Genomic DNA, 24,993 nt, shown 5'->3' on the forward strand with positions numbered 1-24,993 from the left:
GGCGCGAACCCGCGCACCTCGATGGCGGTCGCGGCGCCCGGTGGGTGCAGCCCGCACACGCCGATGTCGAGGCCGTCGAAGGCGGCGAAGTCGGGCTCCAGCGCCCGCACGGCCGCCGCGTCGCCGAGTCGTACGGCGACCCAGCCCGCGCCGTTGTCGACCCACTGGCTGTCGACGACCGCCGCGGAGTCGATCCGGAGCGCGCGCACGACCCGGTCGAGGTCGGCGGCGTCGACCGGTCCGGAGCGGACCAGCGGCGGAGCGGCGAAGGCGAGCCGCTCGCCACGGCGCAGCGGGACCAGGCCGACACCGCACTCCTGGACCAGCCCGTCACCCTTCGGTGACCCGCCGGCCTCCAGCCACGCATGCGCCGACCCCAGCGTCGGGTGCCCGGCGAACGGCAGCTCGCCGCCCGGGGTGAAGATCCGCAACCGGTAGTCGGCCGCCGGGTCGGTCGGGGTGAGCAGGAACGTGGTCTCGGACAGGTTGGTCCACCGCGCGAACGCCGCCATCTGCTCCTCGTCCAGGCCGTCGGCGTCGTGCACCACGGCCACCGGGTTGCCCTGCAGGGGCACGGTGCTGAACACGTCGACCTGGCGGAACGGCAGAACCATGCCGCCGAGCCTAGGGGCGCAGCGCGGCCGGTGCCTCAGCCGCCGAGTGGACCCACGAACGGGAGCACGACCATGCAGGGCACCGGCTGACGGTGCGCTGGGTCGAGGGTGTTGAGGACGATCTGGGCGCCGACGGGGTCGGCGGCGATCTCGAAGTGCTCGGAGTAGTCGGTGGCGCAGTGGTCCTGCACGACGATGTTGCGCATGCCGGGCTCGCGGCCGCTCGTGTAGGGCACGACCAGCTGGTCGTACTTGGTCATGATGTTGGTGTAGACGATGTCGCCCACGACCAGCCCGCCCTCGCGCAGCCGCGCCATGAAGGCCGACCGCGCGGCGAACTGCCCGCACGCCGCGCACACGGGGATCTGGTCCTCCTGGAGACCGAAGGCGTTGGCGAGCAGCGGCGCCGGGTCCGCGAGGCGGGTGCCGTGCCACACCGGTGCGAGCGAGATGTAGTTCTTCACGTACGGCGCACCGCCCAGGAACTTCACCCAGTACTCCGGCATCAGGGTGCCCTGGGAGTGGCCCACCAGCTCGATCTTGCGCGCGCCGGTCGCGCGCAGCACTCGCGCCACGAACGCCTTGAGCTCGCGGGCGCTGTCCTGCATCCGGCCCATCCCGCCGAGCTGGTTGACCGGAACCGGTGAGCCGGGAACGACGCCGTAGGTGAGGGAGAAGACGCAGTAGCCGTGGTTGGCGAGCAACGGTGCGTAGGCGCGCCAGTTGGTGTTCTTGTTGCCGGCCGTGCCGTGGACCAGGACGACCGGCCGCGGGTGGCGTGCCGTCGGCCGGCACGTCCAGTCGTTGCCCCCGGGTGGGTCGGCGTCGATCTCGGCGCCTGCGCGGACCGCGCCCACGAGGAAGTTGTAGTCGACCGGAAGGTCCTCCTCGGCGTGACCGCTCGGCGCGAGGACGAGGCCTGCGCTCGTCGCGAGCAGTGCGCTCGCAGCAGCGAGCACGAGGCGCGTGACGGACGTGTGACGGCGTGACATGTGATCCCCTCCCGGTCTCCCGGGGGAACAACCTCCCAGAGGTCGCCGGGTCACGTCGAACGGGTGCGGTACGCCGGGGCGCGGGCGTCGCGCTGCTCCGCCGACCGCTCGAGGAGGGGCAGCACGCGCGGCGCCACCACGGTGCCCAGCACCACGACGCTCGTCGTACGGACGACAGAGGGCGACCGGTTGAGCGCGATCAGCGTCTCCTGCAGGTCGGCGTGCGAGGAGGCGGCCACCTTGCAGAGCACGTCGGCGGAGCCGGTCGTCGCATAGGCCTCCAGGATCGTCGGCATCGCCTCGAGCTCGGGGGCGAGCTGGTCGAGTGCGCCCTGGGCGATCTCGAGGGTCACGAACGCCGAGACGTGCTGGCCGGCAGCCTCCAGGTCGATGTCGGGCCCGTAGCCGGTCACCACCCCGGTGGACTCCAGGCGCTGGAGGCGGGCTTGGACGGTGGCGCGCGCGACCTGGGTGATCCGGGAGATCTCGAGGACGCCCGCCCGCGGGTGCTCGTGGAGCGCGGTGAGGATCGCCAGGTCGAGTCGGTCCAGGCTCATGCTGATCATTATGACCAGTCCAATGGCGGTTTGCTGGGCAGATATGGGCAGATAGGCGAGGTCCAACTGGCGCGGTTGAACAGCAGCGACCGATCGGCTTCCCTGGATCCATGACCCTCGACCAGCTCACCGACGCCGAGCGACTCGCCCACCTCAGCATCGACCAGCTGCACCAGCTCGTCGGGCTCGTCGACTACGACGCCAGCCACGACCCGTTCCCGGTCACCGGGTGGGACGCGGTCGTCTGGTGGGTCGGCAACGCGACCCAGACCGCGCACTTCTTCGCCTCCGCGTTCGGGATGGACCTGGTCGCCTACTCCGGCCCCGAGACCGGCAACCGGGACCGCCGCTCCTACGTGCTCGAGAGCGGCGCCGTCCGGTTCGTGGTCGAGGGAGGCGTTCGTCCGGAGAGCGAGGTCATCGCCCACCATGCCCGGCACGGCGACGGCATCGTCGACATCGCGCTGGAGGTGCCCGACGTCGACCGCTGCATCGCGCACGCCGCGTCGCAGGCGGCGACCGTCCTCGAGGAGCCCCACGACGTGACGGACGAGCACGGCACCGTGCGCCGAGCGGCCATCGCGACGTACGGCGAGACCCGGCACACCCTGGTCGACCGCAGCCGCTACCGCGGCCCCTACCTGCCGGGCTACGTCACCCGGCACTCGGCGCTGGTCCGCCCCGAGGGTGCGCCGCGCCGGATCTTCCAGGCGCTCGACCACGTCGTCGGCAACGTCGAGCTCGGCCGGATGGACGACTGGGTCGACTTCTACCGCCGCGTCATGGGGTTCGCCAACATGGCCGAGTTCATCGGGGACGACATCGCCACCGACTACTCGGCGCTGATGAGCAAGGTCGTCGCCAGCGGCAACCACCGGGTGAAGTTCCCGCTCAACGAGCCGGCGATCGCCAAGAAGCGCAGCCAGATCGACGAGTACCTCGAGTTCTACGGCGGCCCCGGCGCCCAGCATCTCGCGCTCGCCACCAACGACATCCTCACCGCCGTCGACCACCTGCGTGCCGCCGGCGTCGAGTTCCTCAACACCCCCGACAGCTACTACGAGGACCCCGCGCTGCGGGCCCGGATCGGCGAGGTCCGCGCGCCGATCGAGGAGCTCCAGAAGCGCGGCATCCTGGTCGACCGCGACGAGGACGGCTACCTGCTCCAGATCTTCACCCAGCCGATCGGCGACCGGCCGACCGTGTTCTTCGAGCTGATCGAGCGGCACGGCTCGCTCGGCTTCGGCAAGGGCAACTTCAAGGCGCTCTTCCAGGCGATCGAGCGTGAGCAGGAGCGGCGCGGCAACCTCTGAGACGGCTGAGGAGGAGAGTGGTCACATGGCGCACTACCAGCGGGTGGGCGACGTGCCCCCCAAGCGGCACACGCAGCACCGCGCTCCCGACGGCACGCTCTACTACGAGGAGCTGATGGGTGAGGAGGGGTTCTCCTCCGACTCCTCGCTGCTCTATCACCGGCACGTGCCGGCGGCGATCGTCGACGCCCGGGCGTGGGACCTCCCGGACCAGCGCACAGAGCCCAACAGTCCGCTCACGCCGCGGCACCTGCGGCTCCACGACCTCTTCCCCGGTGACGGCTGGAAGGCGGTCGACGCGGTGACCGGTCGGCGGCTCGTGCTCGGCAACGGGGACGTGCGGATCAGCTATGCCGTCGTCGGTGCGACCTCCCCGCTGTATCGCAACGGCGTGGGCGACGAGGTCGTCTTCGTCGAGAGCGGGCAGGCGACCGTGGAAACGGTCTTCGGCCACCTGGAGGTGGCGAGCGGCGACTACGTGATCATCCCGCGGGCGACCACGCACCGCTGGGTGCCGACCGGCCGCGGTCCGCTGCGGCTCTACGCGATCGAGGCCAACAGCCACATCGCCCCGCCCAAGCGCTACCTGTCGCGCTACGGGCAGCTCCTCGAGCACGCGCCGTACTGCGAGCGCGACCTGCGGCTGCCCACCCCGCCCGAGGTCAGGGACGAGCAGGACGTCGAGGTCTTCATCAAGCACCGTGGCGCCGGACCGGGCGGACTCGCCGGGTCGGTCCACGTCGTGCCGCAGCACCCGTTCGACGTCGTCGGGTGGGACGGCTGTCTCTATCCCTACGTCTTCAACGTCGCCGACTTCGAGCCGATCACCGGACGCGTGCACCAGCCGCCGCCGGTCCACCAGGTGTTCGAGGGCCACAACTTCGTGATCTGCAACTTCGTGCCTCGCAAGGTCGACTACCACCCGCTCGCGGTGCCGGTGCCGTACTACCACTCCAACGTCGACAGCGACGAGGTCATGTTCTACGTCGCCGGGGACTACGAGGCCAGGAAGGGATCCGGGATCGGTATCGGCTCGATCTCGCTGCACCCGGGCGGTCACGCCCACGGCCCGCAGCCGAGCGCCATCGAGGCGAGCCTCGGCGTCGAGAGCTTCGACGAGCTGGCGGTCATGGTCGACACCTTCCGGCCGCTCGAGATCGGCGAGGCCGGGCGCGCCTCGGACGACGGTGAGTACGCGTGGTCATGGGCCGGGGGGCGTCGGTGACGCACCTCTACGGATCGTTCGAGCCCCTGGGAGCGGACGGAGGTGCCCGGATCGGGGTCCGGTACGGCGACCAGGTGCTCGACCTCGCGGCCGCCCTGGAGCCGGACCTGGGCGCCGAGGTCATGGGCCCCAACCTGGACCGGCTGCTCGCAGCCCGACCGCACCTGTGGCAGTGCGTGTTCGACGCCGTGGCCGCGCTGGAGCCGTCCGCGGAACACCTCCATCCGCTGGACGAGGTCCGGCTGCTGATGCCGTTCACCGTCGCCGACTACGTCGACTTCTACTCCTCCGAGCACCACGCCCGGAACCTCGGCCGGATCCTGCGCCCCGGCCAGCCCGAGCTGCCGCCCAACTGGAAGCACCTGCCGGTCGGCTATCACGGCCGGGCCGGCACGGTCGTCGTCTCGGGTACCGACGTCCGGCGACCGTCCGGCCAACGTCGCACCCCGGACGGCGACGTCGTGCACGGTCCGACCACGCGTCTCGACATCGAGGCCGAGGTCGGTTTCGTCGTCGGCGTGCCGTCGACCCTCGGCGAGGCCGTGCCGCTCGACGGGTTTCGCGACCACGTCTTCGGGCTCTGCCTCGTCAACGACTGGTCGGCCCGCGACGTCCAGGCCTGGGAGTACCAGCCGTTGGGGCCCTTCCTCGGCAAGTCCTTCGCCACGTCCGTCGGCGCCTGGGTCACCCCGCTCGCCGCGCTCGACGCGGCCTGGGTCGCGCCGCCACCGCGCGAGCCCGCGCTGCTGCCCTACCTCGACGACGCGACCGCGCCGCCGTACGGGCTGGACCTGCGGCTGGAGGTCAGGCTCAACGGACACGTGGTGGCGACGCCGCCGTTCGCCCAGATGTACTGGACGGCCGCACAGCAGCTGGCGCACCTCACCGTCAACGGCGCGTCCCTGCGCTCCGGCGACCTCTACGCGTCCGGCACGGTGAGCGGGTCGGAGCCGGGGCAGCGGGGCTCGCTCATCGAGCTGACCTGGAACGGCACCGAACCGATCACGCTCCCTGACGGCACGGTCCGCGGGTTCCTCGACGACGGCGACGAGGTCGTCATCACCGCGACCGCGCCGGGGCCGGGTGGCACCCGGCTCGACCTGGGCGAGGTGCGGGGGCGCATCGTCGCTTCCCGCGAAGGCTGAGTCAAGCGGAGGAGAATTCCCCGTACTGGCTGGGGATCTGGCCATGGCCGAGGGCTAGAGTGGAACGTCCGATGCAGCGCCTCGAGCGCTGGCGGGGGGAGAGCAAGTGGACGACGAGACCGGGGGAGACGTGACCGAGGCAGCCCAGCAGGACGAAACCGTCGAGTCCGTGGAGGCGCTGCTCGAGGTGGTCGTCGTCAGCGCCGACGAGCTCAGTGGCTTCGTCGGCATCGATGCCGAGGCGGCCACCGCTCCGGTGGCGCTCGGCGGTACGCCGGAGGCGCGCGAGCAGGAGCACGAGATCTCCTACGAGGAGTTCGGCTTCGAGTACATCCGTCGCGTGCTCCACAAGCAGCGGATCCTCACGATGATCAACGAGCTGCTCGGGCCCACGATCCAGCTCGGCCCGATTGGCGCCGGCCCCGGCCGCAAGGCCGCGACCGTGAGCGCGCTCGGCACCTTCCGCGAGTGCAAGGGCGAGGAGATCCCCGGCGACCTGCTGGCCTACCGGATCTTCCTGCCGATCAGTGTCGTCTTCGACATCGACATGCGGGTCGACAAGCACCGGTTCACCGCCGACGTCGTCGTCCCGATCATCCTGACCATCCACACGGTCGCGCCGCTTCGCGTGCGGATCGACATCACGGTGCCGAACGAGGAGGAGGTGGCCCTCACGCTGCAGAGCGACACCCGCCGCGGCGCCGTCCTCCAGAAGCTCGCCCGTCTCGAGCCCGAGCTGCGCCGCTTCCTCGTCAAGGTCGTGCGGACCGAGCTCTCCAAGCCCTACGTACGGCGTGCCACCGACTTCGACATGGCCGAGCTCATCGACAACGCCTGGCCCGGCATCGCGGCGGTCATCCTGCCCCAGGGCCCCGAGGACCGCGAGGCCCTCCCCGAGCCCAAGTCCCCCACCCACGTCAAGGCCTGACGCGCCCGTGCCGTGAGCGGCGGGGGACTACCGTCGACCGCATGGTCACTCCCATCACCGCTGAGCAGTTCACCGCTGCCGAGGGCGTCCAGGACTGGCGCGTCCTCGCGAGCGGCGAGGTGGGCACCGTGTTCGCGACCGGTTCGTTCGCGCGCGGCGTCGACCTCGTCGTACGGATCGGGGCGCTCGCCGATGCCGCCAACCACCATCCCGACGTGGACCTGAGCTACCCGCGCGTCAGCGTCCGGGTCTCCACCCACGAGATCGGCGGGCTGAGCGAGCGCGACGTCGCGCTGGCCCAGCAGATCTCCGCGGCTGCGCGCGAGCTCGGGATCGACGCCGACCCCGACCGATGACCGGAGGGAACCGGAGGCACCCCTTCCTCCGTCACAGGAGTGTGCGCCGCCCCCTCGTCATCGCTGCCCTCGTCCTCGGCGGCACTCTCGCCGCCTGCGGGTCGGAGACCTCTGACGACCCCCCGCGGACGAGGACCACTGACTCCGCCGCGCCCGAGGACGACCCCGGCGACGACGGGTGGACTGCCACGTCGGCGCCGCCGCTCGGCCCGCGCGAGGGCTCGGTCGCGGCGACCGTGGACGGCGAGGCCGTCTTCGTCGGCGGCTTCAGCGGCCCGCCGTGCCCACCCAACGCCGACTGCGTGATCCCGCCGCGGAACTACGAGCGTGACGGAGCCGCCTACGACCCCGCCAGCGACGCCTGGCGCTCCATCGCCGACGCCCCGCGCCCGGTCCGGCCGTTCTCCTCCGCGGCGGTCATCGGTGACGACCTGTTCGTCCTCGCCGACCAGACGCTGCTCGTCTGGCACAGCAGAGCCGACGCCTGGGAGGTCGTGGAGACTCCGCAGAAGCCCGGCTGGGCGGCGCTGGCCGCGGCCGGGGACCGCCTGGTGCTGGCGTCCGGGAGCGACGAGAACGGGATCCGGCCCGACCGCGTCTACGAGCCCGCCACAGGAGCGTGGTCGACGCTGCCGGAGGACCCGTTCAAGCCCGCGTTCGACCGGCTCCTCACCTGGACGCCGGAAGGGCTGTTCCTGACGGCGAAGGAGATCGAGCCGGACGGTGGACCCGCCGACCCCGGGCTCGTGCTGGTCGCGGTGCTGCCCGACGGCGCCGACGAGTGGCGCACCCTGCCCGTCGCCGACCAGATCGGTGCCTGGCGGATGACCTGGACCGGCACCCACCTCGTCGACCCCTCCCTCGGTGGTGCTGATGGGGGCGAGGTCAACAACTACGGCCGCGTCCTCCCGTACGGCGGCCGGATCGACCCGGTCACCGGTGAGTGGTCCCCGCTCCCGAGCCCTCCCGAGGAGTCCACCGGCGGCTGGCCGGTCGAGGCGCTGCGCGCGCCCGTCCTCGCCGTCGAGGGCTGGCTGTACGACGACGCGGCCGGCACCTGGACCCGCCTCCCCGAGCCGGAGGACGCACCGCCCGACCCCGGTCCCGCCAAGTGGGTCGGTGACGTCCTCGTCGTGCTCGGCGGCGCCGACTGGGACGTCCCGGACGACCCGGAGGACTGGAGCCCGGAGAACGTGTGGTCCACCGACGCCTGGGCCTACCGTCTCGGGTGATACTTCCCCGGTGACCGACCGAGCCCGCCACCGACGCGGCGTACCGCCCGAGGGGATCACGGCCGCCGGCGCCCCGGTGCCCACGAGCCACCGGGTGGTCCGCGCCTACGGCCGGGTGATGGCGGTGGTCGTCGTCCTGGTCGTCGCCCTCGGTCTCGTGATGACGCTGCTGGGGCGCTGAGCGCCGCGGGACCTCAGGCCTCGGCGGGCTCGGCCACGGGACCGATCCCGTTGGCCTCGGGCGTCATCCGTCGCTCGAGCGCCAGCGCCATCACGGCGATGCCGGCACACCCGGCGAGCATGATCGCGACGTAGACCTCGCCGAGGTCGTGCTCGAGGAGGAAGCCCGCGGCGGCCGGGCCGGTGATCGCCCCGCCCTGGAAGGCGGCGGCGTTGATCGCGTTGGAGCGGCCGCGGGTCCGGTCGGTCGCCAGGTCGTTGCTGATCGCGGGCACCGTCGGCTGGAGGAGTGTCTCGCCGAGGGCGAAGACGCCCATGAACGACAGCAGCCCGGCGGCCGCGAGGGCGGTGCCGGGCACCAGTCCGCTGCCGCCGACCAGCATCCAGGCCGCGGCCCAGAGCACGGACATCACGACGATGACGCGGGTGCGCCGACGCCCGCTGATCCGGTTGAGCACGGCGAACTGGAGCAGCACGATGACCGCCGCGTTGACCGCGAAGGCCACCCCGATGACCTGGGTCGACACCTCGGCGACCTGGCGGGCGTAGCCGGGGAGACCGGCCTCGAACTGCCCGTAGCCGACGAACATCGCGATGAAGGTCAGGCCGGTGAGCCACAGCACCGCCGGCCGGCGCAGGATCGCCCGATAGCTCGCGGGCTCGGCGTCCACGTCGTCCTCGTCGTGCTCGGCGCGACCGCTCACGTGGCGCAACGGTCCGACCAGGAGTGCGGCCGGGATCAGCGCAGAGGCCGCGTCGATGAGGAAGATCGTGGTGAACGTGCCCGGCTCCGACACGTCGACGTACAGGCCGCCGACCACGCCGCCGACGCCGATCCCGAGGTTGACGAGGGCGAAGTTGATCCCGAAGTAGCGCTGCCGCAGGTCGCCCTCGACGACTGCTGCGATGAGCGAGTTGAACGCCGGCCACGCGACGCCGAAGTTGATGCCGATGAGGACCAGGGCGAGCGCCGCGACCTCCGGCGTCGTGGCGAACGCGAGCAGCACGTTGCCGACGACCATCGCGCCGCAGCCGACCAGCAGGACGACGCGGGCGCCGAACCGGTCGGTCAGGGAGCCACCGGGCCCGGTCACCACCAGGGCCGACACGGCGATCAGGCTCATCAGCGTGCCGGAGAGGCCGAGGTCGAAGCCGCGCACCTCGTGGAGGTAGATGATCGTGAAGGGCAGCGTCAGCCCACGGCCCAGCGTCTGGACCGCGATCGTCGACAGCAGCCAGCGACCCTCGGTCGGCAGCGCCGCCCAGAAGGAACGGAGCCCGCTCACCCCGTGCCGGTCAGTCCGCGGGGGCGTCGATGTCGAGCGCGCGGACCGCGGCGATCAACTCGTCGAGGGCCGAGGCCGGCAGCGCGCCCGCCTGGCGGAACACGAGCTGGCCCTTCTTGAACGCCATCAGCGTCGGGATCGAAGTGACCTGAGCGGCGCTGGAGAGCGCCTGCTCCTCCTCGGTGTTGATCGAGGCGAAGACCAGGTCGGGGTGTGCGTCCGACGCGGTCTCGTAGATCGGGGCGAAGTTGCGGCACGGGCCGCACCAGGACGCCCAGAAGTCCACGAGGACGATGTCGTTGTCGAGCACCGTCTGCTCGAAGGTCGCGGAGGTCAGGTCGATCGTGGACATGGTGGTGCAACCGTCGCACGATGCGGGGCTATTCCGGAAGTCATCCCCGCGGAGGATCAGCGTCCGACGGTCTCGCGCCGCCACATCACGTTGACGTCCACCGGCCCGGCGATGCCGGCGACCGTCCCCTGGTCGGTGCGCTGCCAGACCCACCACGTGCGGTCGGGCTCGACGCCGAGGCTGCGGACCCACTGGCGGTGGTCGTCCAGCTCGGCCGCGAACCCGAAGCGCGCCTCGAAGTCGGGGAAGAGATAGACGATCGGCTCACGCCCGGTCGCCTCCTCCACCCCGTCGAGGAAGGACCGGACCTCGGCGAGCAGCACGTCGCGCGGCGGGGGCACCTCGCAGCTGCCCGCCAGCTCGAGGTCGAGGGCGGGCGGCAGCAGGTTGCCGGCGGACTGGTCGCCGAGCACCTCCACGAAGTGCGCAGCCTGCTCCGCCCCGGAGGAGCACAGCTGGAAGTAGTGGTAGCCGCCGACCCGGAGGCCGTGGTCGAGCGCGGTGGCGCGGTGGTCGGCGAACGTCGGGTCGGCGTACGTCGTCCCCTCCGTCGCCTTGAGGTAGGCGAACGTGATCCCGTCGCCCGCGACCTGCCGCCAGTCGATCGGACCCTGGTGGTGGGATGCGTCGATCCCGAGGTGGCGGACCCGCCGCTTCGTCCCCGGTACGACGCCCGGCGGCGGGCTCTCGTCGAGGCTCTCGTCGGGGGTGGAGGAGGGAGCCGGGGGTGGCGCCGCGGTGCCGGTATCGGCGGACGTCGAGGCCGACGGGGACGACGGTGGGGGCGTGGGCGCGGCGTCGGGTCCCGACCCGGCCTCCCCGCTGCAGCCCATCAGGACGAGCAGCAGGGCCGTCCCCGCTGTCCCCACCGCGACCGTCCGCACGGCCCCAACCTAGGCGATCGGATCGGCCGAACCGCCCCCGTGCCGCGACGATCGCGCCTACCGTCGCCCCATGCGACGGTTCCCTCCGGCCCTGCTCGTGATCGGCATCCTCCCCCTCGTGCTGCCGGTGCTACCCCCGGCCTCCGGCTCGAGCCTGGCCTGCACGGTCCGCGGCACCCCCGGCAAGGACGTGCTCGTCGGCACCGCCGGACCTGACGTCCTCTGCGGCTACGGCGGCAACGACGTCCTGCGCGGACGGGGTGGCAACGACGTGCTGCGCGGCGGCGCCGGGAACGACGAGCTCTCCGGTGGCGGCGGCGCCGATTCGTTGTTCCCCGGCACCGGTGCCAACGCGGTCCAGGGTGGCGAGGGGCGCGACAGCCTCCGCTACGACGACCTGGCGTCGGGCTCGGTCGCGGTCGACCTGGTCGCTGGGACGACGACCCGCGCGGCGACGGACTCCCTCGGCGGGGTCGAGGTCGTCATCGGAACTGCGGGGAACGACCGGATCGAGGGCAACGCGGGAGGCCAGCGCTTCGAGGGCAGGGGCGGCGACGACGTGCTCCTCGGCGGCAACGACGGCGACCAGCTCCTCGGGGGCGAGGGAAACGACACGATCCGGCCGGGGCGCGGTGACGACCTCGCGAACGGTGGCCCCGGCACCGACCTGCTGAGCTACCAGGACGTCGTGGGCATCGGGGTGGCGGTCGCCGTCGACCTCGCCGCCGCGACGTCGTCCGGTGAGAAGACGGGAGAGGACTCCGTGCCGTCGTTCGAGAACCTCATCGGCACGCGTGGCTGGGACGTCCTCCAGGGGACCGACGGCCCCAACATGATCAACGGCAACCAGGGCAGTGACTCGATCCACCCGCGGCTCGGCGACGACGAGATCTTCGGAGGAGGCAGCTATCGGGGCCGCGAGGGCGAGTACCTGGGCGACATCCTCGACTACTCCGACGTCACCACGACCGGGATCACGTTGAACCTGGTGACCGGCATGGTCACCGGCCCGGGGAGCACGACCATCCACGCGATCGACAACGTGGTGGCCACCGACCAGGACGACGTGGTCTTCAACGGCGGCGACGGCTGGCGCTTCATCGACACCGGCGGCGGCGATGACGTGATCACCGGCCGGCTCGTCTGCGGCTACTACGCGCTCGGCGACGGCGACGACGTGGCCCATCCCGGCGCGCTCAGCGGGTGCGGAGACACGATGGCGAGCGTCTACGGCGGTGCCGGTGTGGACACCGTCAGCTATGCAGGGACACCGGACCCGCTGATGGTCCAGCCGGAGTACCTCGGCTGGGGAGTGGGCCTGATCGACGACTACGTCTCGGTCTACCTGGATGCCGTCGAGACCTTCGTCGCGACCGGTCACGCCGACGTGCTGGCGGGCGGGCTCGGCGACCGGAAGGTCCGCATCGACGGCGGCGGAGGCCTCGACGACATCGACACCACCGACGGATTCGGGGCCGACGTGATCGACGCCGACGTAGGTTCGTCCTGCGCCGGTGATCCCGGCGACACCATCAGCTGCTGAGGAAGAGGACGACGTGAACCGCTCCCCCCTGGCCCGTCTCGCCGCCGCCGTCACGGTCGCGCCGATCGTCGTGCTCGGCTCGTCCCTCTCGCCGGCAGCCGCCGCGCCCTGCACGATCACCGGGACGCCGGGCGACGACGTCCTCACCGGGACCTCCGGGAACGACGTCATCTGCGGGCTCGGCGGCAACGACCTGCTCCGTGGGCTGGCCGGCGACGACGAGCTCGTCGCCGGCGACGGCAACGACACCATCTGGCCCGGGCGCGGGTCCAACACGGTGAACGGCGGAACCGGCACCGACGCCGTGCGCTACGACGACCTGGCGACCGGCTCCGTCGAGGTCCGGCTGTCGGCCGGGTCCGTGACCGGTGCGGTGACCGACACGGTCGTCAGGGTCGAGAACGTCGTGGGCACCGACCGGGCCGACCGCCTGGTCGGGTCCGCTGGCCCCAACCGGCTGGAGGGTCTGGGTGGCAACGACGTGATCGTCGGACGCGGCGACAGCGACCGGCTCCTCGGCGCCGAGGGCAACGACGTGATCCAGCCCGGCATCCAGGACGACGTGGCCGACGGCGGCGACGGCCGGGACACCATCAGCTTCAGCGACCTCACCGGGAGCGGTGTCCAGGTCGACCTCGGGGCCAGGTCGGCGACCGGCCAGACCGGCGTGGATGCGATCACGAACTTCGAGGCCGTCGTCGGCACCATCCGCGACGACGTGCTCATCGGCGACGGGAACTACAACACCCTCAACGGCCTGGCCGGGAACGACGTCCTCGCTCCCTCCACGGGGAACCGTCCGGAGACGGTCCGCGGCGGCGACGGGCGCGACACCCTCGACCTCGGGGCCACCGGCTTCGGCCCCTCCAACTCGGTGAACCTGGCCACCGGCGTGATGACACTGAACGGCCGCGTCGGGGTGATCGACGGTGTCGAGGACGTCATCGGCGGCCTCGGCCCCGACACGATCATCGGAGACGCCGGGCCGAACTGGATCTCCGGTGGCACCGGCAACGACACCATCACCGGTGGGGCCGGTGACGACACGCTCCTGGGCGGGGTCGGCAATGACTCCTTCGTGACCGGCGACGGCTACGACTTCGTCGTGGGCGGACCCAGCACCGGGGTCGACACGATCAGCTACGCCGCCGAGACGCTCGGAGCGATCACCGCCGAGCTCGACGACGAGGAGGTCTTCACCTCCGACGGCACCTTCGACAGCGTCAGCGGGATCGAGCACCTCTTCGGCACGTCGTTCGCCGACGCCCTCCAGGGCGGGCTCGGCACGGTCAACGTGACCCTCGACGGGCAGGGCGGCGGGGACTCCATCCTCGTCAGCGACGGCTTCGGCGGCGACACCGCGATCTCCGATGCCACCTCGAACTGCGTCGGCGACGTCGGCGACACCATCACCTGCTGAGCCGGCTAGCTGAGCGGGCGTTCCTGCGCGACCGGTACGACGGCGGCGGCGACGAGACCGAACCCGGCGGCGAGCGCGAAGGCGGCGCCGTACCCCCAGGCCGTGATGACGATGCCGGCGATCGGCGGGACGGCGGAGGCGACGAGGTACTGGCCGGTGTTCTGGATGCCGAGGGCGCGGCCGGACCAGAACGCGCCCGCGCGCTCGGCGACGGCGGCGTAGGCGAGGCCGTTGTCGGCGACGGTGACCGCGGACGCGACCACGAGGAGACCGACCGCGAGGCCGACGGCCCATGACGCGGAGCCGGAGGCAGCGGCTCCGAGGGCGAGCATGGTGCCGGCGGCGGCCCAGGCGATCCACTGGGTCGGTCGGGTCCGGCTGCGGACCTGGTCGGAGAGGTGGCCCGCGCCGATCCGGCCGAGCGCACCGATCAGCTGGGTGACGGCGACCACGATGCCCGCGAAGCCGGCCGCCCAGCCGAGCTCGTCGACCAGCCAGGTGAGGCCGAACGTCCAGACGACGAACTGCGGGACGACGAGCAGCATCGAGGTCGAGTGGACGCGCGCGAGGTAGCGGTCCTCGCGGTAGGGGTTGGCGGCACCGGCGCGCTCGGCCGCGGGCGGTCGTGGCGGGTCGATGACCAGGGCGGCGACGAGGACCAGCGCGATCGCCGCCGCGACCAGCGGGACCCACAACGCGGTGGCGACGCTGTAGCGATCGGCGAGGAACGCCATCGTCAGGGCACCGAGCCCGACCCCGAGCGGCTGCGCGCACTGCCGGATGCCCATCGCCAGCCCGCGCCGTTCGGGCGGGAACCAGCCGACGACGATCCGACCGGACGCCGCGTTGGTGGCCGAGGACGACGCACCTGCGACGAAGAGGGCGGCGGCGACCTGCCACGGCCCGTCGACGAGGACCGCGACCACCCCGGCGACCACGACGCCGCTGATCCCGGTCAGCAGGGCGAAGCGCTCCCCACGCCGGTCGACGACCAGTCCCCACGCGACGAGCGTGCACATGAGGCCCGCCATCGGAGCCGCCGCGACCAGGCCGGCCTCGGCCAGCGTCATCCCCTCGCGCACGTGCAGCACCGGGATGAGGAACGCCGGCCCGTGCACCATCGTCGCCGACGACGCCTGCGCCGCGGTACCGACCGCGAGCATCGCCCACCGTCGCCGGACCGACACCTCGGCGTCGGTCAGCTGCGCGGTCACCGGAGAAGTGAACGACGGATCCCCGCCGCCGGGCGAATCGAAGCCCCCCACCCGAGGCGTGAAATTCGTCTCTGAAGTTGGCGTAAGGACTTCGCGCCCTTCTACGTCTATGAGGTATCGGCCGGCACGGACCGGTCGTCAAACGACAGGAGGGGTCCGATGATGGAGAGAGCGCGGAGGAGGCGCGCCAGCTGGGGGTTGCTCAGTGCAGCGATCGTTCTGGTCCTGGTGACAGGGTGCGGCGAGGAGCCGGAGAAGGACGCTCCACGCTTCACGGAGAGACCTGAGATTTCTGCTGAGGGCTCGACCCTCTACCACTACGACAGTCTCGATGAGATGGCCGCCGCGAGCGGTTACATCATTCGCGGTCGGGTGCTCGCCGCTGGCCCTGGCCGTTCAGCGGGGACTCCGGGCGAGGACCTCCTCACTTTCCGGACAGTGGATCTCGAGGTGCTCGAAGTGGTCAAGGGCGCGGCGAGCGTCGAGCAGAGACTCACGTTCGAAGAGGAGGGTTACGAGACGGACGGTACGGGCTATGTGATGAACGGCGTGCAGTGGAGCTTTCCCGGCGACGAGGGCTGGTACTACCTCCGCGAGGGCAGCGATGGCGTACTCCGGCTGACCTCCGATCATGGCCGCTTCAGCACCAAGGGTGAGCATCCCGGGCCGAGCGGCCATGACGCTCGGGAGCATGGCCCGTGGGGCGGCGTCACGGCTGGGGACGTCGCGCATCGGGTGCGGGCGTCCAGTGGCTCGCGGGGTCGGCCATGAGTCGGACGTATCGAGGAGTGCTGCGGTCGGCTGCTGTGGCGACGCTTCTGATCGCGGCGTCAGTCCCGTCAGCCCGCGCCGACCACAGCAATGAAGCGGAGGCTCCAGTGAGGGGCCGTCCGCTGCCGCGCCACAGTTCGAGGCTGACAACCTCGAGTCGGGCGGCCGCGACCGGTTCTGCAGGACGGCGAGCCGCTTCGTCGTCGGCGCGGATGTGCCGGGAGGGGAGGAGCGCCTTCGGTTGGCGGGCCGGCTCGCCGAGCATGCACCCGCTGAGTGGAAGCCGCTCCTGCGAGAGCTTCTGCGGGCGATGCGCCGTGACGTGGAGCCGGACGAAGCGACGGAGCCAGCGTTCGCGGAGTTCACGGCCTTCACCGAGCAGGCCTGCTCGATCAACCTGCCGGATCCGTAGCGGCGCAACGACCGCGGGTCGGGGTCAGCTCTCGTGGATGGGGTTCTTCGGGAGGCGCTTGACCCGGGAGCGGCGCTTCGGGCGGGCGGGGATCATCGAGCGCATCTCCTCGAGCTTGCCCCAGCACAGCAGCCGGTCGCCGTCCTCGAGGACCTGGCTGCGGCGCGGGTTGGGGATCACCTGCACGCCGCGGTGCAGCGTGAGGACGGTGATGTCACGCTCGCGCAGGCCCGACTCGCCGAGGGGCTTGCCGACCAGGTCGGGATCGCCGTTGACGACGAGCTCGGCGACGCCGTACCCGGTCGAGACGCTGAGCCGCTCGCGCACGTCGATGTGCGGGAAGGCGACCTGGTTGTCGATGTAGTCGATGATCGCGCCGGCGACGTCGAGCTTGGTGGCGGTCTCGATGCCCTCCAGGCCGGGGGAGGAGTTGACCTCCATCACCAGCGGACCGCGGCGGCCCTCGAGCATGTCGACACCGGCCACCTTGAGGCCCATGATCTGCGCGGCGCGGACGGCGGTCTGCTCGAACTTCTCGTCGAGCTCCACCCGCTCGACGCTCCCGCCGCGGTGGACGTTGGACCGGAACTCGTCGCCCTGCGCGGTCCGGCGCATCGCCGCGACGACGCGGTCGCCGACGACCAGCGCCCGGATGTCGCGGCCCTTGCTCTCCTTGACGAACCGCTGGATCAGCACGTTCTGACGCGTGCTCTGCAGGGTCTCGATGATCGCCTCGGCGACCTTGATCGTCGGCGCCAGGATGACGCCGATGCCCTGGGTCCCCTCGAGCAGCTTGATGACGACCGGTGCCCCGCCGACCCGCTCGATCGCGGGGATCACGTCGGCCCGGTCCTGGACGAACGTCGTCGCCGGCATCTCGATCCCGTGGCGGGACAGGATCTGGGTCGCGCGGAGCTTGTCGCGGGAGTTGGTGATGCCGCTGGCGGTGTTGGGCGTGTAGACGTCCATCTGCTCGAACTGCCGCACCACAGCCGTGCCGTAGTAGGTGATCGAGTTGCCGATCCGCGGCAGGACCGCGTCGTAGTGCGAGAGCGTACGGCCGCGGAACTGGAGGTCCGGCTCGTCACCCGAGAGGTCGATGCCGAAGCGAAGGGTGTTGAGCACCTTCGCGTCGTGGCCACGGTCGAGTGCCGCCGTCCGCAGGCGTTGGGTGCTGTAGCTGCGGGGGGCGCGCGAGAGAATCGCCAGCTTCACGTCTGAGCCCGATCGGTCGTGGGGACTGGGGGGGAAGTTGCGGGCCGGACTGCGAACACGCACAGTGACCGGCCTGCTTGGATGGGGTCGTGCCCACCACCCATCTAACCAGCGTCGCAGGATGGCGCGAATGGGTGAGCCTGCCCGAGCTCGGGGTCGACTGGATCAAGGCCAAGCTCGACACCGGCGCGCGGAGCTCCGCCCTCCACGCCTTCGACCTCGAGGAGTTCGAGCGCGACGGCGTGCCGTGGGTGCGGTTCTCGATCCACCCCTGGCAGCGCAGTGCCCAGGACGCGGTCGTCGCCGAGCTGCCCGTCCATGACGTGCGCAGGGTGAAGAGCTCCTCCGGACACGTCCAGGAGCGGTACGTCGTCCTGATGACGATCCGGATCGGGACTCGCAGGATCCACACCGAGGTCACCCTGACCCGGCGCGACGAGATGGGCTTCCGCCTCCTCGTCGGGCGGGAGGCCCTGAAGCAGGGCTTCGTCGTCGACTCCAACCACTCCTACCTCGGCGGCCGGCCCAAGCGCGTCGTACGACGACGCAACCGGGGTCTCTCCCACGACCAAGGTCAGACGGGGTCGGCCAGTGGCGCGTGAGTCGTTCGCGATCGGCAACGTCCGGGTGCGGGCCGGTACGGCGCGCGACGTCGAGCTGCCGATCACCCGGCTGGTGACCGGCGGCGACGCCAGCCTGCCCGTGCGGGTGGTCCACGGCCGCGAGGACGGCCCGACGGTCTGGGTCAGCGGCGCGATCCACGGCGACGAGGTGATCGGCGTCGAGGTCATCCGCGAGCTCATCGCGACGCTCACGCCCAAGGAGTTCCGCGGCACCCTGCTCGCCGTCCCCGTCGTCAACGTGCTCGGGTTCATGGCGGGGGACCGCTACCTGCCCGACCGTCGCGACCTCAACCGCTCGTTCCCCGGCTCCCCGCGGGGGTCGCTCGCGAGCCGGATCGCGCACCTCTTCATGACCGAGGTCGTGACCAAGTGCGAGATCGGCATCGACGTGCACACCGCGGCCGACAAGCGGGCCAACCTGCCGCAGATCCGGGCCGACCTCGACGACCCGCGCACCCGTACGCTGGCGGCCGCGTTCGGCGCACCGGTGATGATCCACGCCCGGCTCCGCGACGGGTCGCTGCGCCAGGCGGCCGTCGAGGTGGGGGCGGCGACCCTGCTCTACGAGGCCGGTGAGGCGCTGCGCTTCGACGACCTGTCGATCAAGACCGGCGTCGTCGGGATCCGTCGGGTCCTGGAGTACCTCGGCATGGTCGACCCGCACCCGACCGACGTCGTCCCCCTGAGCGCGGTGTCGCGCAGCACCGCCTGGGTGCGGGCGCGCGGGACGGGCATCCTCAACCTCGACATCGAGCTGGGCGCCGTGGTCGAGGCCGGTCAGCGGCTCGGCGGGCTCTCCGACACCTTCGGGCGGCGCGTCCGGCTCGTCATGGCCGACCGGGCCGGCATCGTCATCGGCCTGACCCGGGCGCCGATCGTCAACGCGGGCGACGCCCTCGTGCACATCGCGACCGTGGAGGGCTGACCCCCTCGTGGTGTTTACTACACCTCTGTAAATAAGTAGGTCACAACGAAGGGGGCCGGCATGGGGCTCAACCCGGTCGGAGAGATCCTGAAGCGCGCGGACAAGACGCTGTCGAGCGCCAACGCGACCCTGGAGACGGTCGGCGGCACGCTGTCCACCGTCGAGGGGACGCTGACGACAGTCGAGGGCACCCTCTCGACGGTCGAGGGCACGCTCGCGAGCGTCGACCAGCGCATGGAGACCGTCGACGCCACCCTGGCCGAGACCAAGCAGGTCCTCGGGCAGGTCCAGGGCCTGCTCACCGAGCTGGCCGAGGAGATCGCCCTCGTCAAGCAGCTCCCCGAGCTCAAGGCGATGCTCGAGCAGGTCCACGCCGCCGTCGTCAAGGGCTGACCCGGGCCGCTCGGCGGCACCGGGCTGCTCGGCGCCGAGCAGCCGTTGGTGTCGATCCCGATCACGCGTCGTCACGGTCGACGTCGGCATGGAGCTCTCCCTTGCCGATNCGACGTCGGCATGGAGCTCTCCCTTGCCGATGGATCGACAGGAAGCCGATCGCTGTCGCTGTCGCTGACGCGACCGGCGCGGAGCGATAGCGTCCGGCCATGCGGCTCCCCACCCGGCTCAAGGCGGCGTACGTCGGACTCGCGGCGCTCGACACGGCCCTGTCGGCCTCGCACCGGCCCGCCGCCCACCGAGCGCGGTACGTCACGAAGCCGTTGCTGATGCCGGTCCTGTCGGCCTCGCTCGCGACCACGCCCGGCACCTCGCTGTCCGCACGCCTGCCGGTCCTCGCCGCCCAGGCCGGCGGCTGGGTCGGGGACGTCTCGCTGCTCAGCGAGGAGAAGAAGCCCTTCGCCGTCGGGACCACGGCGTTCGGGCTCGGTCATCTCGCCTACCTGGCGGCGTTCGTCCCACGGCGCCGGCGTGAGCCGGGACTGGTCGCCGACCCGCGCGCCCGCACGCTCGCCCTGGTCTGGGCGACCTCGGCGCCGTTGATGGCGTGGAACGCCCGCCGGGCGGGAGTGGCGGCCGTCGTGGCGCCGTACTCCGCGGTGCTGACGAGCATGGTCGTCGCCGCCACCCGCCTCGACGCGTCGACGAGCACGGCCGGCCGGCGCCTGGTCGCTGCCGGCGCGCTGACCTTCCTGGCGTCCGACTCGACCCTCGGTATGCGCAAGTTCGTGCTCGACGACCCGAGCCCGCTCGTCGAGGGCGCCGTCATGGCGACCTACACCTCGGCGCAGTTCCTCATCAGCGAGGGAGCCGGGCGGCTGTAGTCGGCGCTCGCTGCCGGCCTCGACCGTAGGCTGCCCCCGTGAGCCAGACCCCGACCGACGGACCGCTCTACCTCGACAAGGCCGCCCCGGACGTGTGGGCGGCGATGGGCGCGGTGAAGAAGCAGATCTCGGCCGCGGCCGCGGCTGCCGGGCTCGCGGAGGGGCTGCTCGAGCTCATCTACCTGCGGGTCTCCCAGATCAACGGCTGCGCCTACTGCCTCGACGTCCACTTCCAGAAGGCGGTCCGGCTCGGCGAGGACCCGCGGCGGATCGTCGTGCTCCAGGAGTGGCAGGAGACCGAGCTCTTCGACGACGTCGAGAGCGCGGCGCTCGAGCTCGCCGAGAGCATCACCCGGATCCCGTCCCCGGCCGACCGCGGACTGACCGAGGACGTTGCGCGGGAGGTCCTCGGCGACGCCGCCTACGCCGTCGTCGCCTGGGCCGCGATCAGCATGAACGCCTTCAACCGGGTGTCGATCACCAGCCACCACCCAGTTCGCTGAACCAACGTGACAGAAGGGCACAACCAACGGAGTGAGGTTGTGCAGGACTGACATGTGCGGAGGGCGGCGTCGGCCCTAGCGTGGTGGGGTCGCGTCCGCCCCGACCGAGGAGCCGTCATGTCCACACCCACGATCGCCGTCACGGGTGGGCCCACCCTTCCCCAGGAGCGCCGGCTCGTCACCGAGGTCCCGGGGCCGCGCTCGCGGGAGCTGGCTGAGCGCAAGAGCGCCGCGGTGACCAACGCCGTCGGCACGATGCTGCCCGTCTACACGGTCGCCGCCGGCGGTGGCGTGGTTGTCGACGTCGACGGCAACTCCCTGATCGACCTCGGCTCCGGCATCGCCGTCACCAGCGTCGGCAACAGCAACCCGCGGGTGGCGGCGGCAGTGGCCGACCAGGTTGCGGCGTTCACCCACACCTGCTTCATGGTCACGCCGTACGACGGGTACGTACGGGTCGCGGAGGCCCTCAACCGGTTGACCCCGGGCGACCACGCCAAGAAGTCTGCGCTCTTCAACTCCGGTGCCGAGGCGGTCGAGAACGCCGTGAAGATCGCCCGGTCCGCCACCAGGAAGCAGGCGGTCGTCGCGTTCGACCACGGCTACCACGGCCGCACCAACCTGACGATGGCGCTCACCGCGAAGTCGATGCCCTACAAGAGCGGCTTCGGACCGTTCGCGCCCGAGGTCTACCGGGCGCCCATGTCCTACCCGTTCCGCGACGGCGACGTCGACGGTCCGGCCGCCGCCCATCGGGCGATCGACGTCATCGAGAAGCAGGTCGGTGCCGCCAACCTGGCTGCCGTGGTGATCGAGCCGATCCAGGGCGAGGGTGGCTTCGTCGTACCGGCGCCGGGCTTCCTGCAGGCGGTCGCCGACTGGTGCACCGCGAATGGTGTGGTGTTCATCGCGGACGAGGTGCAGACCGGGTTCGCCCGCACCGGCGACCTGTTCGCCTGCGACGACGAGGGCGTCGTACCGGACCTGATCGTGACCGCCAAGGGCATCGCCGGCGGCCTCCCGCTGGCAGCCGTCACCGGTCGGGCCGAGCTGATGGACGCGCCGCACGCCGGTGGGCTCGGCGGGACGTACGGCGGCAACCCGCTCGCCTGCGCCGCCGCCCTCGCCGTCCTCGAGGCGATCGAGGAGGACGGCCTCGTCGCTCGGGCTCGGCAGCTCGGCACGACGATGCTCGACCGGCTACGTGCCCTCCAGGCCGACGACCCGCGGATCGGCGACGTGCGCGGCCGGGGCGCCATGGTCGCGATGGAGCTGGTCGTCCCGGGGACGACCGAGCCCGACGCCGCGCTGGCGGCCCAGGTCGCTGCCGCTTGTCACGCGGCCGGTGTCGTCGTCCTGACCTGTGGCACGTGGGGCAACGTCTTCCGGTTCCTGCCGCCGCTCTCGATGCCCGACCACCTGCTGGCCGAGGCGTTCGACGTCGTCGCCGAGGCGCTCGCCGCCACGAAGGGCATGTGACGTGGCGACCTTCGACGTCCTGGACCCCGCGTCGCACGTGGTGGTCGGCACCGCGCCCGACGGCACCGTCGTCGACGCCGTCGCCGCGGTCGACGCGGCGGCTGCCGCGTTCCCGGGCTGGGCGGCGACCGCCCCGCGCGTGCGGGCCGAGGTGCTGCGCAAGGCCTACGACCTGATGGTCGCCGACACCGACCGGCTGGCCGCACTGATCTCCGCCGAGAACGGCAAGTCGCAGGCGGACGCGCGGGCCGAGGTGGCCTACGCGGCGGAGTTCTTCCGGTGGTTCTCCGAGGAGGCGGTCCGCTCGGAGGGCGACTACAGCACCGCGCCGTCGACCGGCGCGCGGACGCTCGTCACCCATCAGCCGGTCGGGGTCGCGGCGCTCGCGACCCCCTGGAACTTCCCGGCCGCGATGGCGACCCGCAAGATCGCCCCGGCTCTTGCGGCCGGGTGCACCGTCGTCCTCAAGCCGGCGATGGAGACGCCGTTGACGGCGATCGCGGTCGCCGACCTGCTGCGGGAGGCCGGCGTGCCCGACGGCGTCGTCACCCTCGTCACCACCACGGACGCCCCCGCGGTGGTCACCGCGTGGCTGGAGGACGAGCGGGTCCGCAAGGTGTCGTTCACGGGCTCGACACCGGTCGGCCGGACCCTCATGAAGCAGGCGGCCGACCGCGTGGTCAACGCGAGCATGGAGCTGGGCGGCAACGCGCCGTTCGTCGTCACCGCCGACGCCGACCTCGACGCGGCGGTGGCCGGCGCGATGATCGCGAAGTTCCGCAACGGCGGGCAGGCCTGCACCGCGGCCAACCGCTTCTACGTGCACGTCGACGTCGTCGACGAGTTCGTCGCGCGGTTCGGGAAGGCCGTCGAGGCGCTCCGGGTCGGACCGGCCGCCGACCCGGCCAACGAGATCGGCCCCCTGATCAGCGAGCGCGCCGCCGAGGGCGTGCGCGCGCTGGTGCGCGACGCGGTGGCCGCCGGAGCCCGGATCGCCCACGAGGGCGAGGCTCCCGACGGCGGCTGGTACGTCGCGCCGACGGTCCTCGTCGACGTTGCGCCCGACGCCGCGATCCTCCAACAGGAGATCTTCGGGCCGGTCGCGCCCGTCGTGACCTGGGAGAACGAGGAGGACATGCTCCGACTGGTCAACGACAACGACTACGGTCTCGCGGCGTACCTGTTCGCCGGCCGCCTCCAGGACGCCCTCCGTCTTGCCGAGCGCATCGAGGCCGGCATGGTCGGCATCAACCGCGGCCTCGTCTCCGACCCCTCCGCCCCCTTCGGCGGCGTCAAGCAGAGCGGCGTCGGCCGCGAGGGCGCCCGGGAAGGCCTCCGCGAGTTCCAGGAGACCCGCTACTTCTCCGTCGACCTCTCCACCTGACCGCCGAGTCGCCCACCTTGCGGGCGCGAGTCGCCCACCTTGCGGGCGCGAGTTGCCCACCTTGCGGGCGCGAGTTGCCCACCTTGCGGGCGCGAGTTGCCCACCTTGCGGGCGCGAGTTGCCAGCAAGTGTGGCAACTCGGCACCGCAACTCCGGCGACTCGACCCCGCAACTCCGGCGACTCGATCCCGCAGGACCGGCGATTCGGCGTCAGCGGCGGGTGGCGAGCTCGAGGACGCCGAGGGGGAGGCCGTCGAGGACGTGCAGACCGGGGACGGCGGCGGGGGTGGCCGCGGCGGGCCAGACCTTGGGTAGGTCGACCTCGGTGACCAGGTCGCCGCAGACGTGGCGGCCGCTGTTGCTGGCGACGATGCGACCGTGCTCGTTGACGACGACGAGGCGCTGGCCGGCGGCGCGCAGGGAGGGGAGCAGGAGCTTCTCGGCGGTGCCGACGCCGACGTCGACGCCGGTGACGCCGGCGAACCGGTCGCCGTGGTGGACCGGCTGGGTGAAGGTCAGTGTGTAGTCGTCGGTGCAGAGATAGTCGACGTAGGGGCCGGTGACGTGGCGCCGACCGGTGTCGCGCGGGACGACGTACCAGGGCAGGAACTCGTAGTCGTAGAAGCCGCTCCCCGACGGGTCGGTCTGGCACACCACCCGCTGTGCCCGCCCGTCGTCGCCCTGGCCGAACCACTCCAGCCACCACGGTTCGTCGGCCAGGAATCCCACGGCGGCGACGTAGCCGGCGCCCTGTGCCGGGTGTCCGACCCGCTCGACGACCTCGGTGACGACGGCATCGATCCCGACCAGGGTCGATCGGCGGGGGGCCCCGCTGCTCGAGAGCAGGTCGAGGAGGGGCGCGGTGATCTGGTCGACGGCGTCGAACGCAGTGGCGGTGAGCGCGGTGAGCGCGTCGAGGACGGCGGCGGTATCGGCGCTCATCGTGGTCGAGTGGGCCATCACAGCTCCTGGTCGAGTCGGTAGTCGATGAGCCGGGCGGTGGCGTCGGCGACGCGTTGCTCGGCCGTGTGGCGCGCGGTGTCGACGTCGCGCGTCTCGATGGCGTCGACGACGGCGTCGCAGGTGGCGATCACGTCGCCGTGGCTCTCGTCGTCGCCGAAGGCCAGCCACAGGAGGACGCCGAACTCGCTCTGGAGCCGGAC

At 71.8% G+C, this 24,993-nt stretch carries 27 protein-coding genes; 17 read left to right on the forward strand and 10 right to left on the reverse strand.

Annotated elements, in window-relative coordinates:
* The 3 genes from H0487_RS13200 to H0487_RS13210 form a co-directional block, all read right to left on the reverse strand.
* Window positions 1-614 (reverse strand): PhzF family protein (locus tag H0487_RS13200; protein WP_183094699.1); only part of this gene is annotated, 614 nt, incomplete at its 3' end.
* Between the two features lie 35 nt (window positions 615-649).
* Window positions 650-1,606 (reverse strand): esterase/lipase family protein, encoded by a 957-nt coding sequence (locus H0487_RS13205; protein WP_183094700.1) that lies wholly within the window; start codon window positions 1,604-1,606, stop codon window positions 650-652.
* Between the two features lie 50 nt (window positions 1,607-1,656).
* A complete protein-coding gene (locus H0487_RS13210; RefSeq protein ID WP_183094701.1) occupies window positions 1,657-2,163 on the reverse strand; it encodes an Lrp/AsnC family transcriptional regulator in 507 nt (168 codons plus the stop codon).
* Window positions 2,164-2,273: 110 nt separating this feature from the next.
* Between H0487_RS13210 and hppD the strand changes: the two genes are divergently transcribed.
* The 7 genes from hppD (at window position 2,274) to H0487_RS13245 (ending at window position 8,543) form a co-directional block, all read left to right on the forward strand.
* Window positions 2,274-3,476, forward strand: coding sequence for a 4-hydroxyphenylpyruvate dioxygenase (gene hppD / locus H0487_RS13215; protein WP_183094702.1), 1,203 nt, complete (start codon window positions 2,274-2,276; stop codon window positions 3,474-3,476).
* Window positions 3,477-3,501: 25 nt separating this feature from the next.
* Entirely contained in the window at window positions 3,502-4,701 is a 1,200-nt protein-coding gene (locus H0487_RS13220; RefSeq protein WP_183094703.1) for a homogentisate 1,2-dioxygenase, read from the forward strand.
* A complete protein-coding gene (locus tag H0487_RS13225; protein WP_312855941.1) occupies window positions 4,698-5,846 on the forward strand; it encodes a fumarylacetoacetate hydrolase family protein in 1,149 nt (382 codons plus the stop codon). The genes H0487_RS13220 and H0487_RS13225 overlap by 4 nt, the downstream gene beginning before the upstream one ends.
* A 106-nt stretch (window positions 5,847-5,952) precedes the next feature.
* Window positions 5,953-6,774 (forward strand): hypothetical protein, encoded by an 822-nt coding sequence (locus H0487_RS13230; protein WP_183094705.1) that lies wholly within the window; start codon window positions 5,953-5,955, stop codon window positions 6,772-6,774.
* Window positions 6,775-6,815: 41 nt separating this feature from the next.
* Window positions 6,816-7,130 carry a 4a-hydroxytetrahydrobiopterin dehydratase gene (locus H0487_RS13235; protein ID WP_183094706.1) on the forward strand — a complete coding sequence of 105 codons (315 nt, stop codon included), beginning with the start codon at window positions 6,816-6,818 and terminating at the stop codon, window positions 7,128-7,130.
* 41 nt (window positions 7,131-7,171) lie between these two features.
* Window positions 7,172-8,362: a Kelch repeat-containing protein gene (locus tag H0487_RS13240; RefSeq protein ID WP_183094707.1), complete on the forward strand. Its 1,191-nt coding sequence runs from the start codon at window positions 7,172-7,174 to the stop codon at window positions 8,360-8,362.
* Window positions 8,363-8,372: 10 nt separating this feature from the next.
* The gene (locus tag H0487_RS13245) at window positions 8,373-8,543 is read left to right on the forward strand and encodes a hypothetical protein (protein ID WP_183094708.1); all 171 of its coding nucleotides are present in this window, start codon (window positions 8,373-8,375) and stop codon (window positions 8,541-8,543) included.
* Window positions 8,544-8,556: 13 nt separating this feature from the next.
* Here H0487_RS13245 and H0487_RS13250 read toward each other — a convergent pair whose 3' ends face one another.
* Genes H0487_RS13250 through H0487_RS13260 form a run of 3 tightly spaced genes read right to left on the reverse strand, consistent with a single transcriptional unit; the run spans window position 8,557 to window position 11,064 of the window.
* Entirely contained in the window at window positions 8,557-9,828 is a 1,272-nt protein-coding gene (locus tag H0487_RS13250; RefSeq protein ID WP_183094709.1) for an MFS transporter, read from the reverse strand.
* Between the two features lie 10 nt (window positions 9,829-9,838).
* A complete protein-coding gene (gene trxA / locus H0487_RS13255; RefSeq protein WP_183094710.1) occupies window positions 9,839-10,180 on the reverse strand; it encodes a thioredoxin in 342 nt (113 codons plus the stop codon).
* A gap of 56 nt (window positions 10,181-10,236) precedes the next feature.
* Complete coding sequence (locus H0487_RS13260; protein WP_183094711.1) at window positions 10,237-11,064, reverse strand: glycoside hydrolase family 25 protein; 828 nt, start codon at window positions 11,062-11,064, stop codon at window positions 10,237-10,239.
* A gap of 70 nt (window positions 11,065-11,134) precedes the next feature.
* On the opposite strand from H0487_RS13260, the gene H0487_RS13265 reads away from it, so the two are divergent.
* Together H0487_RS13265 and H0487_RS13270 are read left to right on the forward strand one after the other, a co-directional pair.
* Window positions 11,135-12,607 (forward strand): calcium-binding protein, encoded by a 1,473-nt coding sequence (locus H0487_RS13265; protein WP_183094712.1) that lies wholly within the window; start codon window positions 11,135-11,137, stop codon window positions 12,605-12,607.
* A gap of 13 nt (window positions 12,608-12,620) precedes the next feature.
* On the forward strand, window positions 12,621-14,027 hold the full coding sequence (locus tag H0487_RS13270) for a calcium-binding protein (RefSeq protein WP_183094713.1): 1,407 nt from the start codon (window positions 12,621-12,623) through the stop codon (window positions 14,025-14,027).
* A 5-nt stretch (window positions 14,028-14,032) separates the two neighbouring features.
* On the opposite strand, the gene H0487_RS13275 is transcribed toward H0487_RS13270, so the two are convergent.
* Complete coding sequence (locus tag H0487_RS13275) at window positions 14,033-15,241, reverse strand: MFS transporter (protein WP_312855942.1); 1,209 nt, start codon at window positions 15,239-15,241, stop codon at window positions 14,033-14,035.
* Between the two features lie 159 nt (window positions 15,242-15,400).
* Here H0487_RS13275 and H0487_RS13280 point away from each other — a divergent pair, with 159 nt between their 5' ends.
* The gene (locus tag H0487_RS13280) at window positions 15,401-16,012 is read left to right on the forward strand and encodes a hypothetical protein (RefSeq protein WP_183094714.1); all 612 of its coding nucleotides are present in this window, start codon (window positions 15,401-15,403) and stop codon (window positions 16,010-16,012) included.
* A gap of 436 nt (window positions 16,013-16,448) precedes the next feature.
* Here the strand turns inward: H0487_RS13280 and rimK are convergent, their stop codons facing one another.
* Window positions 16,449-17,639: a 30S ribosomal protein S6--L-glutamate ligase gene (gene rimK, locus H0487_RS13285; RefSeq protein WP_183094715.1), complete on the reverse strand. Its 1,191-nt coding sequence runs from the start codon at window positions 17,637-17,639 to the stop codon at window positions 16,449-16,451.
* A gap of 89 nt (window positions 17,640-17,728) precedes the next feature.
* Here rimK and H0487_RS13290 point away from each other — a divergent pair, with 89 nt between their 5' ends.
* From H0487_RS13290 to H0487_RS13320, 7 genes are all read left to right on the forward strand, one after another.
* The gene (locus H0487_RS13290; protein ID WP_312855943.1) at window positions 17,729-18,241 is read left to right on the forward strand and encodes an ATP-dependent zinc protease family protein; all 513 of its coding nucleotides are present in this window, start codon (window positions 17,729-17,731) and stop codon (window positions 18,239-18,241) included.
* Entirely contained in the window at window positions 18,231-19,187 is a 957-nt protein-coding gene (locus tag H0487_RS13295; RefSeq protein WP_183094717.1) for a succinylglutamate desuccinylase/aspartoacylase family protein, read from the forward strand. The genes H0487_RS13290 and H0487_RS13295 overlap by 11 nt, the downstream gene beginning before the upstream one ends.
* A 60-nt stretch (window positions 19,188-19,247) precedes the next feature.
* Window positions 19,248-19,580, forward strand: coding sequence for a hypothetical protein (locus H0487_RS13300; protein WP_183094718.1), 333 nt, complete (start codon window positions 19,248-19,250; stop codon window positions 19,578-19,580).
* 209 nt (window positions 19,581-19,789) lie between these two features.
* Window positions 19,790-20,464, forward strand: a complete 675-nt coding sequence (locus tag H0487_RS13305; RefSeq protein WP_183094719.1) for a lysoplasmalogenase — start codon at window positions 19,790-19,792, stop codon at window positions 20,462-20,464.
* A 38-nt stretch (window positions 20,465-20,502) separates the two neighbouring features.
* Entirely contained in the window at window positions 20,503-20,967 is a 465-nt protein-coding gene (locus H0487_RS13310) for a carboxymuconolactone decarboxylase family protein (RefSeq protein WP_220793372.1), read from the forward strand.
* A 117-nt stretch (window positions 20,968-21,084) separates the two neighbouring features.
* Window positions 21,085-22,446 carry a 4-aminobutyrate--2-oxoglutarate transaminase gene (gene gabT, locus H0487_RS13315; protein ID WP_183094720.1) on the forward strand — a complete coding sequence of 454 codons (1,362 nt, stop codon included), beginning with the start codon at window positions 21,085-21,087 and terminating at the stop codon, window positions 22,444-22,446.
* Window position 22,447: 1 nt separating this feature from the next.
* Window positions 22,448-23,830 carry an NAD-dependent succinate-semialdehyde dehydrogenase gene (locus tag H0487_RS13320; protein WP_183094721.1) on the forward strand — a complete coding sequence of 461 codons (1,383 nt, stop codon included), beginning with the start codon at window positions 22,448-22,450 and terminating at the stop codon, window positions 23,828-23,830.
* Between the two features lie 210 nt (window positions 23,831-24,040).
* Here H0487_RS13320 and H0487_RS13325 read toward each other — a convergent pair whose 3' ends face one another.
* Entirely contained in the window at window positions 24,041-24,790 is a 750-nt protein-coding gene (locus H0487_RS13325) for a cache domain-containing protein (RefSeq protein WP_183094722.1), read from the reverse strand.
* A partial coding sequence (locus H0487_RS13330; RefSeq protein ID WP_220793373.1) for a hypothetical protein occupies window positions 24,790-24,993 on the reverse strand: 204 nt, incomplete at its 5' end. The genes H0487_RS13325 and H0487_RS13330, both read right to left, overlap by 1 nt.

It is taken from the genome of Nocardioides stalactiti (assembly GCF_014180715.1).
GTDB lineage: Bacteria > Actinomycetota > Actinomycetes > Propionibacteriales > Nocardioidaceae > Nocardioides > Nocardioides stalactiti.